Raw genomic sequence first — 14,276 nt, 5'->3', positions numbered from 1 at the left:
TGGTCGGATCGAAGCCTCATGATAAAAGGCCGCCTCGGGTAGTCGAGCGATCCAGCGGGCCGAACGCGAGGGAAGCCTGAGCAGACCTCTGGTCGGTGAGGCTGTGAGTTCCGAAGTCATCGAGGATGAGCAGTTGCGCGCGGGTGAGTTTGTCGATGAGGCGTGGGGGTGTTGTCACGTAAACCGTGCGTCAGCATTTGCTGCATAGGGACGGCGGCATGATAATGCCTGCCATCAGCTACAAGCGCCATCGTTTCCCGCCGCAGATCATCGCCCATGCGGTCTGGCTCTACTACCGGTTACCCTTGAGCCTGCGTCTGGTCGAGGAAATGCTGCTGGAGCGCGCCATCGTGGTCTCCTACGAAACGATCCGCCGCTGGGGCAAGAAGTTCGGGCCCGATTATGCTCGCCGCTTGCGCCGCAAGCAGCCGAGCCGCGATGACATCTGGCACCTGGACGAAGTCGTCATCACCATTGCTGGCCGAAAACACTGGCTATGGCGCGCCGTCGATCAGGACGGCTAGGTCCTCGACGAGATCGTCCAGAACCGCCGCAACACCAAGGCGGCCAAGCGATTGCTGACGCGCCTGTTGAAGAAACAGGGCGTCGCACCGAAGCGCATGATCACTGACAAGCTGCGCTCGTATGGGGCGGCCAAGCGTCAGGTGATGCCGGACGTCGAGCACCGGTCACACAGTCGAGCACCGGTCACACAAAGGATTGAACAACCGCGCCGAGAATTCCCATGTGCCGCTGCGAAAACGAGAGCGGGTGATGCAGGGCTTCCGGTCGCCAGGAAGCCTGCAGCGTTTCGTCTCGATCTTCTCGGCTCTGCGCAACCTCTTCGTTCCACCTCGCTCAAAACGCTCCGCTCTCGCCACACATATTCACCGCCTGCAGGCCATGGCGGAATGGAAAGTCGTAACCGTGGTCAGCTGACAACAGCGCCGTAGCTCTCAGCGCGTTCATAGCCAGAAAACGTGACATCGCCGCTGCGCAAGCTCGAATACATCGTTCCCGATGCGATCGCGTCAGATGCCGATACGCTGGTCACCGTCGGGGGCGTGCAGTCCAACCGCACCCGGATGGTGGCAGCGGTCGCCGACAAGATGGGCATGAAAGCAGCGTGTTGGAGCGTCCATACCAGGCAGACATCTTTTGTTGGATTTTCGACATTTCAGAGGGCGGAAATATGTAGTGCTAGCGCTAACATGTTGCTTCCAAAAGAACTATCTGCTTTCGGCACGGTTCTCGCATAGTTATCCATATATGCGTCACGGACTGTGGAGAACCCGTCCAATTTCCCCTTTCCCGCCCGAGAGAAGTGCCGATGAAACCTGTACTGCAAGAGATGATAAGACCCGAATTCGCTGACGCCGCATGGCAGGAGCGCAGTGCTGTTACTCACGTGGACCAGTTGCGCGAGTTGATGGGAGGCGGCGCCAACGGCAACCTGATACAAGACGTTGAACTCGGCCTCTCGCGCGCGCCTATGGCGATGCGGATCACACCCTATGTTCTGAACCTAATCGACTGGTCGAACTTCCTCCAAGACCCAATCCGCAAGCAGTTCATACCCGTCGGAAGCGAGATTCTTCCATCTCACCCGTTAATAAGAATGGATTCGCTACATGAACAAGAAAGTTCGCCTGTAGATGGATTGGTGCATCGCTATCCTGACAAGGCGCTTTTACTCGCGACGGATCGTTGCCCGGTCTATTGTCGTTTTTGCACCCGAAGTTACAGCGTGGGCCTAGATACTCGATCGGTGTCGAAGAAAAGGGCTTCGCCATTTCAAACCCGATGGGATGCTATCCTTGCGTATCTTCGTGCAACCCCCGTCATCGTTGATGTGGTGGTTTCGGGAGGGGACTGCTTTCGACTGAGTCCTTCTAAATTTTTGGCGATTGGCAGGGGACTTCTGTCCATCTCCTCAATTCGCCACATCAGATTCGCTACGAAAGGTCTCGCCGTACTGCCTATGAAAGTCACGAGCGATCATGAATGGACTGATGCTCTTGTCAATATTAGCGACGCTGGCCGGAATCAGGGCGTAGACATCTCACTTCATACCCATTTCAACCACCCGCGAGAAATCACCCACTACACGATCGCGGCTGCAGAACTTCTTTTCAAGCGCGGAATAAGGATGCGCAATCAGTCGGTTCTGATGGCTGGCGTCAACGACGATCCCCTGGTCATGAAAGTGCTAGTCAAAAAACTCTCGCACCTGCATATACAGCCGTACTACGTGTTCGCTTGTGATCTTGTCGACGGACTCGAGCACATGCGCTGCTCGATCAGCCTTGCTTGTCAGATAGAAAAGGCAGTACGCGGCATCACGGCTGGGTACAACACCCCGTTGTTTGCTGTCGACACGCCCGGGGGCGGCGGAAAACGCGACATTCACAGCTTCGAGCATTATAATAGACAGACAGGGATTGCTGTTTACCGGGCTCCTTCTGTCCGGCCGGAGCAGCTGTTCATATATCCGGATCCTTTGCAATCTTTATCACGAAATGCGCAGGCCGCGTGGTTAGATCCCCAGCGCGCCAAACGCATGCTGACCGATGCGGTTCAGGCTGCTCAAGCCAGATCGGCGGCGGGTTGAATAGACGACTCTGCGGCACACTGCATCGCGCATGAGCACTGCCTTCCTAGGAGAGTTTATGGAATCTGTTTGCCGGGAGCATGTCGAAAGATTGAGCGCGGGAGCTGCTGCGGAAGTTCTTTGTAAACACCATCTTGTCGAGGCCGTTTCAACAGAAATATGGCACCTCGGCAGAACCGACCCATGTTCATGAAAGGAGTTTTGGCATGCCGAGACCACAAATTAAAAAAACCACTTCTATCATACTAGACGACGTTGGCTGCGCAAGGCGACTCAATGACCATAATGTAAAAGTCCGCGACGTAAGTGAAGATAAAGGGCGCGGCGTGTTCTCGGCTCGCGACTTCATGCCGGGCGAGGTCGTTGTCATTGGGCTGATTGCCCGTCTGGAGACGGCTCGAACGACAGACTCCATTCAACTGGAGCGGGATGTCCATGCTCTCTTTGAGCAACCAGCTGTCATTATCAACCATTCTTGCGACCCCAATTTGGCAGTTGTTCCTAATCGATTTGGAGCCTACGACTTCGTGGCGATCCGTGAAATATTCACTGATGTCGAAGTGACATGGGACTATGCGACCTCAGAGTTCTCGTGCCTCGGGGTATCAGTCTGTCTCTGTGAGGCGGAAAACTGCCGAGGTGCAGCTGGAGGTTTCGCCACGTTGCCTCACGACCATCCGATGGTCGTATCCGGACTGTACGCACCGTATCTTAATGAGAAGGTGGGCAACCGCCGAAGACGATAAGGGTGTTTTCCCCTTTATCGGTTCCTAGGCTAGTGCGCGTCCATAAACGGCTGTTTTCCCGGAGTTTTCAGTGGTCTTTGGCCTGCTGAAGCGATGTTTTGGGGACGCGTGATGGTACAAGGGCATGGAGGTTGCGGCCGGGGGTCGATCTGGCGGCAATGGGGTCATGGGGTATCGGCCGGCGCTCGCCGGCGTGCTCCTGAACGCAGCCCGATGACTGAGCAGCGCGCAGCGCAGCACAGCCTCCGCCGGCAGGCCCTCGCGGCCGGTCTCCTTGAGATCGTGCCGGCGCAGGTCCCGCGTCACCAGGCTCAAAAGCTCGCGATGCTCGTCCAGCCATTGCGACATGGCTTTCAATTCACAGCCGATCTCGTGTCCGGCGAAAAGATCAAATACACTGGATTGGACGGTGCGTTCTTGGCGCATTGTCGGCTCCGGCGGTGGCAGAAACGCTTTGGAATCAGTGGCTTGATCTCGAAGTGTATCTGAACCCGCCGGGCCTTGCCTACCAAAAATCAGGATTCATTCAATAATATCAGCAGCTTGCCGTTTATGGACGCGCACTAGGCTAGACCAAGGCGTATCCCCCGCAGACAGTCCCGGCGCGGCGCTGCATTACGCAGGACTGCGCGTTGATGGAGAGATGCTCTTGCTTGGCCTTGAAGCTGCGGTGGCAGGAGCGTTTCGATCTCCTGGCCCCAGCTCTTGACCTTGTCCCTGCCCTTGCAGCGCGTCATCAAACCTGACGCCTCTTCGTAGAGCGCGCGCCGCACGTCCGCTTCGTCAGCCTTCGAGATGCGACCGTCAACGTCGATCGAAGAGCCCGGCTGCCAGCCGCGAGGTCAGCCCGAAAAGGCAACGTGCGGCAGTTGATTTCAGACGTGGCAAACTCTCCCATTGCTTTGATCGCGATCAGGCTACTGACGTAAAAGGACCGCAACACGACGGTTTGCGCATTCGTGTCAGGAGGAAAAGCCCCACGGCAGCCGATGCGGTGCAGCTGAGCGATGCGCAGGACCCGCGCCTCGGACAGGATGCCGCGCGCCCAGCCGCCCTATGATGGGATTTGGCGGCAGGTTTATCGCGACCGGGGCGCTTTTATCGGCCCGTGAGATCTATGCACGATCGCCGGTCGACTGATGCTTGCAGGCTTCGCACTCGCCGGATGTTCGAGCGAACAGGGCTTGCATCGACGCAAAGATAGCCAAGGGCGAGGTTGTTCATGTCAACGCCTCCCTGATCCGCGCCGATGTCAGCTGGGGAGGGCTCGCGGTGTGGCACATCGAGGCAATGAGCAACGTCTGCAGCCAAACCGTATGATCACCCACAAATTGCACTCTTAGAGGCCGTTTGGAAAATCGAGGGTTGGGGTTTTGCGGTCAGGCGATTTGTGTTCAAGCTGTGGATGTGGACCAAACAGAGCCGTGGGCGGATGGCCCAGATCGCCAAGAAGACCAAGCGTTACCCGTCTGATTTGACGGACGAGGAATGGGACCAGATCGCCCCGCTGATGCCCAAGCCCGGGCGTCGGGGCCGTCCGCGCGAGGTTGATTTCCGGGAGGTGATCAACGCCGTGCGCTACCTGGTCCGCTCCGGTTGCGGCTGGCGGATGCTGCCGATCCACTTCGGGCCTTGGCAGACGGTCTATGGCTGGTTCCGTGAACTGGCGCGGCGCTTTCTGTTCCAGACCATCCACGACGTGATGCTGATGCTGGATCGCGAGCGGGCTGGGCGCGAGGCCAGTCCCACGGCGGGGGTGATCGACAGCCAGTCGGTGAAGGCTTCAGCCCCTGGCGTGCAAAGAGGCTATGACGCCGGCAAGAAGATCGTCGGCCGCAAGCGCCACATTGCAGTCGATACCGACGGGCGGCTCCTGATGGTCAACCTGACGCCAGCCGACATCTCCGACAGCGCTGGCGCGCAGGCCGTTCTCGACGGCATCCGCAAGCGCTGGCCTTGGGTGAAGCATCTGTTCGCCGACGGCGCCTACGATCGGCTCAAGCTCATGGACAAGGCCGCCTATCTCGACTTCGTCATCGACATCATCCGCCGATCCGACGACCAGAAGGGCTTCCAGGTTCTGCCCCGCCGCTGGGTCGTCGAGCGCACCTTCGGCTGGATGACCCGATGGCGACGCCTCGTGCGCGACTACGAGCAGCGCATCGATGTCTCTCACGCCATGATCCTCGTCGCCATGGGCGGCAACCTCCTACGAAGAACCGCTCATCCGTGAATTTCCAAACGGACTCTTACGGGGCGGCGCCAAAACGCCAGCTGATGCCAAACGTGGAACACCGCTCGTAGCAACGCATCCTTCAAATAAACTTCATAGAATCTTTGCGACCGCAAATTGCTAATAATGCTACCTTCCCCACAACGTGTGAGGCCGGGGCGCGGCTCGAAAAGCTGACGCCAACTTATTCTAGGCCGTCGCACAACATGCAATGGAGATAAAATCCAATGGCAACAAGAGCGATCATCCTGCTTGACGGCCTCGTTAATGAAACTCTACTATATGTTCGAGCGGCCCGACGTCTTAGTCTTCATCCAATTATGCTGTCAGCGGATCCAGGTCGGTACGGCTATATTGCAACTGAAAGCATTGAGGCGATCCGGGTAGATACAGACAATCTCGATGCGCTGATCTGCGAATGTTCCCGGCTAAATGGGACGTATGACATTGTTGGCATTACGTGCGCCGGGGACTCGTTCTATGCCACAGTTGGCAAGCTCTGCCAATATTTCGATCTGCCGGGACCGAACCCCGCATCCATTGAAAGATGCTGCGACAAATTCGTCCAACGTCAGCTCCTCGCGGAGGCCGGCGTTCCGGTGCCTGCTTACCGCTTGGCTGCGGATGCGACGGACATAGGAAGCTCTGCCGCGGAGATTGGGTTGCCGGTAGTTCTTAAGCCAGCTGTGGGCAGCTGCAGCAGCGGTGTCAAATTGTGCCGCAACGCCGATGAGGTGGCCGAACATACGACCTATCTCTTTGGTGGGAAGCACATATGGCGGTCCTCGCCGAGGGTAATGGTCGAAGAATTTGCAAATGGCCCATTCTATAGCGCTGACATCATGGGAACTGAAGTCGTCGGGGTTGAGACAGTTGACTTCGATCGCCCACCGCATTTCGTTTTTCGTCAGTTGACCTTTCCGGCCCCGCTAACTGATGAGGAGTATCAAAGAATCGCCGATGTTTCGCGGAGCTGTTTGCGAGCTCTCGGCCTTGGCTGGGGGCCAACGAACATCGAATTCCGCTGGACAAAGCGTGGTCCAGTCGTCATCGAGGTCAATCCACGCCTTCCGGGTGGGCCCAATCCTCGGCTGGTTCAACTGGCATACGGTATCGATCTCTTCACCGAGCACATCAAGCTTGTCATCGGCGACCAATGGAATTTACGCAGAACGAATTCGCACACCGCGGTCGCGCGGCGCCTGATTCCTGATCGGGACGGCATCTTCGATTGGATCAATGGCGACACCCGGGCAGCTGCAGTACCAGGTGTCGTAGAGGTGAAATTGGAGATTGAACCTAAGACGCCGATCGTCAGGAAAGGCGATTGGGGCGACTGTATCGGATCCATCATCGCCGTTTCACCCACACTTGCTGGGACTGAGGCAATACTTCAGACTGCCGTTGACTTAATCGATTGGTCAATCACACCATTTCCGACCGACGGCGGCGAGGAACAATCCGCGGAGCAAGGACTTTCATCGCGTCCGAACGGTTCCGTTGCGAACTCCAGCTAACAGCGCGAAGGCAGGTTAAGCGTTATCCGGCGCTCATACGCGCGAGGAATGTTAAACTTGGATGCCAGCCGTATTGCAAGGAGAGATTGAACTTTGGACGTGTGATCAAGTGCGGACTTGTGTCATGCCTGTCTCAGGTGCGGCCATTCACATGCCGCAGGCCGATATAGTGATGCGCGGCAGGTCCCAAAATCTGGCGAGCTCATGCAGCATCGAGATTGTCGGGAATTCCGTGTGCGGGCGGGCTTAATGGGTAATAAGCATTCCCACTATAACCGACGCAAAGAACCTGCTGGATACCGAATGATCTTCTCGAGCAGCTTCTATAGCAGGAGGGCAGCCGTGCTGCCTTCGAACAGGGCTTCCTGGGGCGGCGAGCGCCTTCTCGGCATGCGGCGCGGTTCGAGGAAGCTCGGGAAGTAGGAGCCCTTCCTGAGCTTGGGAACGCGAAGTTCGACGGTTCCCCGCTCGCATCTCCCAATCCCGCTCGCGCCGCAGCAGAAACTCTTTGGAAATGGCTGTCGGAGCCTTCTCGTGCAGTTCGACGAAGGCGAACTTCGAGGTCGTCCGGTCGATGGCGACGAACATGTGTAACTTGCCCTGTTCGGTTCGGAACTCCGCGATATCAATGTGGAAGAAGCCGATCGGATAGGCCTTGAACTTCTTCTTCGCCGGCTTGTCGCCCTCGACATCCGGCAATCGGCCGATGCCGTGGCGCTGCAGACAGCGGTGCAATGAAGAGCGCGTCAGATGCGGGATCGTCGGCTGCAACGCGTAGAGGCAATCGTCGAGCGGCAGCAGCGTGTAGCGGCGGAAGGCCACAATAACGGCCTCTTCTCCGGCAGACAGAACCGTCGATCTCGGCTCCCTGGGGCCGGCGGGCAGATCGGCGGTCGAACTCCGCTTCTTCCATTTCGCTACCGTCTTGGGGTTGATGCCATAGCGCTTCGAAAGCGACCTCAGGCTCGCTTCACTATGTTGTATCGCTCGACGGGATCGCCTCTGTCGTTGTGGCGCTCCCATGCAGAACCTGGCCCATAGTGCATCCTTTGATTCGGACGACAATGATGAACCGTCAAAGCCTTGGATCAAACAGCTAGAAGGCGGCGGGTGGGGTCGCCGAACGACGCTTGTGGGTGAAGAAGGGCCGCTCGACAATCGCGGTCCGGACCTTGAGCTTGCGCCATCCCAGTTCGCGAAGCGTGTAGATCTCGACCCACAGATTATCGTTGTCCTTGCCGACATACTTGCTCTGGAGCGAGGCGATCGCGATATTGCGCTTGGCGGTGGGAGACCAAGCCGCAGCCGTGACATGGCCGATTTCCTTGTTGCCGTTCAGGTAGACGAGGGAATCGACGGCGGGGACGTTGCCCTCAGTATCGAGACCAACGAGGGCATAGCGCGAGCTGCCGCTGTCACGTTCGCGCAGGAGAGCTTTCCGGCCGGTAAAATGCGCGGCCTTGTCGAAGGCGATCATCCACCCGAGCCCGATTTCAAAGGGTGAGCGCCTCCGTTCGGCCCGGATAGCCGTGGCGGCGCTGACGAAATCCGAATTCGTCGCGATGAATCCGGCTTCGAGCCGCGCGAGGTTAAGGGCGTTGCTGCCGATGGATGTGATGCCGTAGAGCGCGCCGGCATCGAATAACCTGTCCCAGAGGCCAAGCGCATTGTCCGGCGACAGGACCAGTTCATAGCCAAGGTCGCCGGTGAAGCCCGTGCGCGATACCATAATGGCTGCTTCGTCGATCACAAAATCGCGGATGCCGAAAGGCTTCAATGTCTCGATGCCGGTAAAGCCAGCCTCCTTTAGGACGGTGCAGGATGTCGGTCCCTGGACGGAAAGGCCGGCAAAATCCTCGCTGACATCGCCGATCGAAACGTCGAAGCCGACCGCGCTGTCGCAAAGCCAAGCGAAATGCCGCTCCTGGCAGAACAGAATGAATTCGTCGGCGCTGCGGCGGAATAAGGTCCCGTCGTCGATCACCTTGCCGTCGTCGTTGCACCAAGCGGTATATTGCACCCGTCCCGGTGCGAGTTTCGTGATGTCGCGCAGGGTCATCTTATCGAGCAGGGCGGCCGCGTCGGGACCGGTGATCCTGTATTTCACCATCGGCGTGATGTCGAAGACCGATGTCGAATTGCGGATCGAGAAATACTCCGTCGATTCATTGGCGATCACGCCGGCGGCTAGATAGCCGGCCCAGCCGTGCCAATCATGCGTCGTCGAGAGTTCGGAGATGCGCGGGTAGAACGGGGTCTCCTGCAACGGCTTGCGGAAATGGTCGCGAGGAAAGGATTTGTGCATCTGATCAGCGCTTGTCATCACGCGGCCCTCTGTTTGAGGATTCGCTTTGCTGCATTGAGGCCGGCGAGGCCCCTGATCCCGCCGCCGGGATGGCTGCCGGCGCCGCAGAGCCACAGGCCCTTCAGCGGAGTCTCGTATTGCGCCGTCTCGGGTACCGGCCGGAGCATGAACATCTGGTCCACCGCGAGTTCGCCGTGATGCCAGTGACCGCCCGGCAGGCAGTAGCGAGCCTCGAGATCCGCCGGGGTAAGGACTTCGGTGCTGACGATCTGCCGGCGCAGGCCGGCGGAAACGGTATCCAGCGTCGCGAGAACGCTTTCCAGGAAGCCAGCACGCTGCTCCTCATTCCATCCGCCCTTCAAGGCATAGGGCGCATAGATGGCGTTGATGGACAGGACGTGATGCCCCGCCGGAGCAAAGCTCTGATCGGTCACGGTCGGGACGACGATCTCCAGCGCCGGATTGGGCGAGAAGCGGCCGTATTTGGAGGCATCGAAAGCCTTTTCGAGCGCGTTGATGCCCGGAGCGACAAGAAACCGGCCGGCCATGCCCTTGCCGTCCACGCCGTTGAAGCGCGGCATGCCGTTCAGCGCGATGTGGACGCGCGCCACATTGCCTCTCGCGCGGAAATTCCGGACGCGGCGGACGAACTCGGTGTCGAGATGTCTCGGACCGACGAGGTCGAGCAGGGTCTGACGGGGATCGGTGCCTGATACTACGAGTTTCGCGGCGATCTTCTCGCCGGAGCCCGTCAGCACGCCGGCGACACGGTGGTCCTCGATCAGGATCTTGTGGACCTTGACATTGGTCTCAACCGTGACGCCGGCGGCTGTGGCGGCCGCATGAAAAGCCTTGGCGACCGCTCCCATTCCACCCTTGGGAAGCGCGACGGCGCCCTGGACGCCCCCTACCTGGCCGGCGAGACGATAGAGCAGCGTCAGGAGCGTGTTCGGCGAGCGGGGCCCGAAATGGTTGCCCAGCACCGCGTCGAAGGCGAGCGCGCCTTTCAAGCGATCGTCCTCGATCTCTTCTTCGAGCACGTCGGCGATATTCATCAAGATCATGCGCAGCAGTTCGCGCATGCTCTCGCGACCCAGCCGTCGGATCGAAAGCCCCAGTTTTCCGAGCGTAATCCAGTCCGCGAGTTCACCGTTCTTCAGGCGTGGCGGCGTTTCGGACAGCATGCGTCCGAGCGTGTCGGCCAGCTTGAGAAGCTTGGCGCGCAGCTTCCGCCATGCGGCGAGATCGGCCTTCGACAAGTCGCCGTCAATCGTATCGCCGAAGCCGCCCCGCATCACCAGATTGCGGCCGTCCGGCGAGAGGAGTGTGGTCGGCAGTATGGCCGGGGAAAGCTCCAGGCCATGACGTCCTAGATCGAGCGCGGCGATGACGGCGGGGTCGATCTGGTTGACGATATGCGCGACCGGGGAGACCTTGTAGCCCGGCGCGAACTCCGCCGTTCGCGCCGCGCCGCCGATCTCGGGGCCGGCCTCGAGCACCAGGACCCGGTGCTTCGACTTGGCCAGCAGGGCGGCGCATGCGAGGCTGTTGTGGCCGGCGCCGATTACGATGATATCAAAGGATCGCATAGGCATCGCTCACCACAGTTGTGTTCCGCTTCAGGTCGATGAGAATTTCTTTCGCCGCATTGCGGCCGGGGGCGCCCATGACGCCGCCGCCGGGATGGGTCGACGATCCGCACATATAGAGGCCGGAGATCGGCGCCCTGTACTGGGCATAGCCGGGGATCGGGCGATTGAAGAGAATCTGGTCGAAGGTCAGTTCGCCCTGGAAGATGTTGCCTTCGGTCAGGCCGACCTCGGCCTCGATCTCGCGCGGGGTGCGAACCTCCATATGCAGGATCTTCGAGCGGAAATCGTCGGAATAGTCGGCAATCTGGCTGACCACGGTCTCGGCGAAGGCGTCGCGATCGGCGTCGGTCCAGTCCCGGCCCTCGACCTTGGGCGGGCAATATTGCACGAAGCAGCTCATGAAATGCTTTCCCGGCGGCGCCATTGTCGGATCGACGGTGGTGGGAATCACCAGGTCGATGAAGGGATCGGCCGACCATTTGCCGGCCTTCCAGTCGTCATAGGCCTGCTCCATGCGTTCGACCGTATCGGTGAAATGCAGGTCGCCCTTGATGCAGGGCGATCCCTTCGGCAGGGCGCGGAATGTCGGCAGGCCGTCAAGCGCGATGTTGAGCTTGCCCGACGAGCCGCGGATCTTGTAGTTGCGCACCTTCTTCAGGAACGTGTCCGGCAGTTCCTTCTCGTCGACATGCTTGAGGAAGGTCCGCTTGGCGTCCATGTTCGAGACGACGATCCGGGACCGGACCTCCTCGCCGTTTTCCAGAACCACGCCGACCGCGCGGCCGCCGCGCACCAGGAACTTGTCGAGGCCGGCGTTCAGCCGGATCTCGCCGCCATAGGACTGGAGCGATTGCGCCAGCGCCCGCGTGATCGCGCCCATGCCGCCCCGGGCATAGCCCCAGGCACCGATCGTGCCGTCGACTTCGCCCATGTAGTGATGGAGCAGGACATAGGCCGTTCCAGGTGACATCGGCCCCAGCGCCGTGCCGATGATGCCTGAAATCGACAGCTTCGCCTTCAGCACTTCCGTCTCGAAATATTCGTCGAGGAAATCCGAGATCGACATGGTCCAGAAACGCATCATGTCGCACATTTCGCGTTCGGTCAGGTCGTGCAACTTCTTGCCGATATAGAGCAGTTCGGAAACGTCGCGCGGGCGGAACGAAGTCGGGTCTGGCGGCGTGCGCATCAGCATCGGCTGGATGAAACGGCACTGGCGGATCAAGTCGGCCGCATAGCGTTCGTAGGCCTCGGCGTCCTTCAGCGAAAAGCGTTCGAGTTCGCGCCGATGCGCGTCGTGGTTCCGGTAGCTCGCGAGCGCGTCGCCGTCCTGGGTCAGGACCGCACCGCCTTCGAAAGGAAGGATCTGCAGGCCGTGACGCGGCAGGTTGAGGTCGCGAATGATTTCCGGGCGTAGCAGGCTGCACACATAGGAGCAGTTGGAATAGACAAACCCCGGATAATGCGAACGGCTTGTAGCCGCGCCCCCGACCCAGTCGTTCTTCTCGATGACGAGAACCGATAACCCCGCCTTGGCGAGATAACACGCGTTAACGAGGCCGTTGTGACCGGCTCCCACGATGATTGCATCATAACTCTTGCTCATATTGCCCTCACTCCCAGAGCGGCCTGTGTCTTTTCGAATCCGTGCAGCAGACGGATCAGATTTGCTCCCAGCGAGGGGTAGACATAGCCTCCCTCCTGGACGAGCACGGTGGGCAGGCCGGCCCTGCCGACCATCTCGCCGATCCGGGAAAATCCGCCGCCGGTAACCTTCAGCCCGCCGAACGGGTCTTCTTCCGACGCATCGAGGCCCATGGCCAAAATCAGGGCGGATGCCGAGAAGCGATCGATTACGCCTATCGCGATCTCGAGCGCGCGCAGGAATGCGTCGTCGCCCGAGCCGCGTTCGAGCGGAATATTGATGTTGGCGCCTTCTCCCTCGCCATGGCCGACTTCGGACGCATAGCCCGAAAAGAAAGGATAGAAGCGCTGCGGATCGGCATGGATGGAGATCGTCATAACATCGCCGCGCTCATAGAAGATCTCCTGCGTGCCGTCCCCGTGATGCAGGTCGATATCTAGGATGGCGACGCGATCGTATCGGCTTCGAAGGATCGCGGCTGCAATCGCCGAATTGTTAAGGTAGCAGAATCCAGATGCGGTATTGCTCGATGCGTGGTGCCCCGGCGGCCGGCAAAGGGCATAGACATACCGCTCGCCTTCGAGAACGAGATGGGCCGCAGTGGCTGCGACATTGGCGCTCTCGCCGGCCGCCTCGAATGTATGCGCCGAGATCGGGCAGGCGGCATTGGTCAGGTGAAAGCCCGCTTGGCCTTCAACCGCCTGCGGATAGGCGCCGCGCCCGCGCCCGACCGCATGCACATTCGGGATGATCTCGACCGCGTTGGGATCCACATATTGCCACCTGTCCCAACTGGTCTCGAGAAATTTTAAATAGTCGGCGTCGTGGACAGCCTCCCGCGCGCCGGGGCCGTAATCCTTCGGCGGGACGACTTCACAACCCGCAGCTCTGGCCGCCTTGAGCAGGATATCGGCGCGTTCGGGCACTTCCGGATTCGGGACATCGAAGCGGCTGTTCAGAAAGTGGCGCGGCTGGTGCAGCCGATGTTTGTCGGAATAGACGGTCTTCATGAAATTGCCTGTGAGGCCTTGCGGTTGAGCGCGAGGCAATAGACGGCATCGCCGTCCTTGAATTCTCCCGTCGCGACGAAACCGAGCGAATGATAGAGGCGTGTGGCCATTTCGTTTCCCGGCGTGACCGCCAGCATGATCTCGCGGCAGGCGGTCGTCTCGACGAGAAGAGCGATCGCAGCTTCGACGGCGGCTCGTCCATAGCCGTGGCCCTGGTGCTCCGCCCCGATGATGACACGGTGGATCCAGCTCGATTTGTCGTCCGGCTTGAGGACGATATGGCCGACTACGCGCTGGTCGACCTCGACGGCGAAGGGCAGGAGCTCCGGCACGTAGGCGCATTGGGCGAGCGAGAAGGCGGCCGTGAACACGAAAGCCGTCTGGCGCTCCTGAACCTTGAGCCAGGCACAGGCTTCCCAGTTGTGGGCGTCGACCTCAACCAGGGCCAGAGTCGATGAAGTCATGGCGCTATTCCTCCGGCACGAGACAACATGCGGATGCATGCAATCCAAAGCGGGGATCTCGGGGCCGGCGCTGGGCCAGATCCAGAATGAATAGGCCAGGACGAAGGCCAGTAGGCACACGAGCAGCGCGACCACTACGGCGAAGGCTGGGAA

General features: G+C 59.6%; 9 protein-coding genes and 7 pseudogenes. 7 read left to right on the top strand and 9 right to left on the bottom strand.

Annotation, left to right across the window (positions count from 1 at the left end):
• The first annotated feature begins 218 nt into the window (after window positions 1-218).
• The 4 genes and pseudogenes from EOB59_RS15660 (at window position 219) to EOB59_RS15645 (ending at window position 3,357) form a co-directional block, all read left to right on the top strand.
• Window positions 219-939: pseudogene (locus EOB59_RS15660) on the top strand (IS6 family transposase).
• A 53-nt stretch (window positions 940-992) separates the two neighbouring features.
• Window positions 993-1,121 (top strand): annotated as a pseudogene (locus EOB59_RS15655) (aminocyclopropane-1-carboxylate deaminase/D-cysteine desulfhydrase family protein); the annotation flags it as partial.
• 209 nt (window positions 1,122-1,330) lie between these two features.
• Entirely contained in the window at window positions 1,331-2,611 is a 1,281-nt protein-coding gene (locus tag EOB59_RS15650; protein ID WP_128288744.1) for a KamA family radical SAM protein, read from the top strand.
• Between the two features lie 206 nt (window positions 2,612-2,817).
• Window positions 2,818-3,357 carry an SET domain-containing protein-lysine N-methyltransferase gene (locus EOB59_RS15645; protein WP_128288743.1) on the top strand — a complete coding sequence of 180 codons (540 nt, stop codon included), beginning with the start codon at window positions 2,818-2,820 and terminating at the stop codon, window positions 3,355-3,357.
• A gap of 219 nt (window positions 3,358-3,576) precedes the next feature.
• Here the strand turns inward: EOB59_RS15645 and EOB59_RS15640 are convergent.
• A pseudogene (locus tag EOB59_RS15640) lies at window positions 3,577-3,783 on the bottom strand (ISNCY family transposase); the annotation flags it as partial.
• Window positions 3,784-4,043: 260 nt separating this feature from the next.
• Window positions 4,044-4,209: pseudogene (locus EOB59_RS36350) on the bottom strand (IS110 family transposase); the annotation flags it as partial.
• Window positions 4,210-4,510: 301 nt separating this feature from the next.
• Here EOB59_RS36350 and EOB59_RS36345 point away from each other — a divergent pair.
• The 3 genes and pseudogenes from EOB59_RS36345 to EOB59_RS15625 form a co-directional block, all read left to right on the top strand.
• A pseudogene (locus tag EOB59_RS36345) lies at window positions 4,511-4,653 on the top strand (IS5/IS1182 family transposase); the annotation flags it as partial.
• A 109-nt stretch (window positions 4,654-4,762) separates the two neighbouring features.
• Complete coding sequence (locus EOB59_RS15630) at window positions 4,763-5,590, top strand: IS5 family transposase (RefSeq protein ID WP_128288742.1); 828 nt, start codon at window positions 4,763-4,765, stop codon at window positions 5,588-5,590.
• Window positions 5,591-5,817: 227 nt separating this feature from the next.
• Entirely contained in the window at window positions 5,818-7,107 is a 1,290-nt protein-coding gene (locus EOB59_RS15625) for an acetyl-CoA carboxylase biotin carboxylase subunit family protein (protein ID WP_128288741.1), read from the top strand.
• A 392-nt stretch (window positions 7,108-7,499) separates the two neighbouring features.
• Here the strand turns inward: EOB59_RS15625 and EOB59_RS35640 are convergent.
• The 7 genes and pseudogenes from EOB59_RS35640 to EOB59_RS15590 all read right to left on the bottom strand — a co-directional run.
• Window positions 7,500-7,599 (bottom strand): annotated as a pseudogene (locus EOB59_RS35640) (transposase); the annotation flags it as partial.
• A 33-nt stretch (window positions 7,600-7,632) separates the two neighbouring features.
• A pseudogene (locus EOB59_RS15615) lies at window positions 7,633-8,146 on the bottom strand (IS481 family transposase); the annotation flags it as partial.
• Window positions 8,147-8,203: 57 nt separating this feature from the next.
• Window positions 8,204-9,430 (bottom strand): aminomethyltransferase family protein, encoded by a 1,227-nt coding sequence (locus EOB59_RS15610; RefSeq protein WP_245486644.1) that lies wholly within the window; start codon window positions 9,428-9,430, stop codon window positions 8,204-8,206.
• Window positions 9,430-11,001, bottom strand: coding sequence for an NAD(P)/FAD-dependent oxidoreductase (locus EOB59_RS15605; RefSeq protein ID WP_128288740.1), 1,572 nt, complete (start codon window positions 10,999-11,001; stop codon window positions 9,430-9,432). The genes EOB59_RS15610 and EOB59_RS15605 overlap by 1 nt, the downstream gene beginning before the upstream one ends.
• Window positions 10,988-12,610: an NAD(P)/FAD-dependent oxidoreductase gene (locus EOB59_RS15600; protein WP_128288739.1), complete on the bottom strand. Its 1,623-nt coding sequence runs from the start codon at window positions 12,608-12,610 to the stop codon at window positions 10,988-10,990. The genes EOB59_RS15605 and EOB59_RS15600 overlap by 14 nt, the downstream gene beginning before the upstream one ends.
• The gene (locus EOB59_RS15595) at window positions 12,607-13,659 is read right to left on the bottom strand and encodes a histone deacetylase family protein (RefSeq protein ID WP_128288738.1); all 1,053 of its coding nucleotides are present in this window, start codon (window positions 13,657-13,659) and stop codon (window positions 12,607-12,609) included. The genes EOB59_RS15600 and EOB59_RS15595 overlap by 4 nt, the downstream gene beginning before the upstream one ends.
• Entirely contained in the window at window positions 13,656-14,123 is a 468-nt protein-coding gene (locus tag EOB59_RS15590; protein WP_164895662.1) for a GNAT family N-acetyltransferase, read from the bottom strand. Before EOB59_RS15590 ends, EOB59_RS15595 begins: the two co-directional genes overlap by 4 nt.
• Window positions 14,124-14,276: the final 153 nt, after the last annotated feature.

The sequence above is a fragment of the Mesorhizobium sp. M7A.F.Ca.MR.176.00.0.0 genome, assembly GCF_004023165.1.
Classification (GTDB): Bacteria; Pseudomonadota; Alphaproteobacteria; order Rhizobiales; family Rhizobiaceae; genus Mesorhizobium.
Note: the sequence above shows the minus strand (reverse complement) of the source record. Positions and strands in the feature narration are given on the sequence as shown.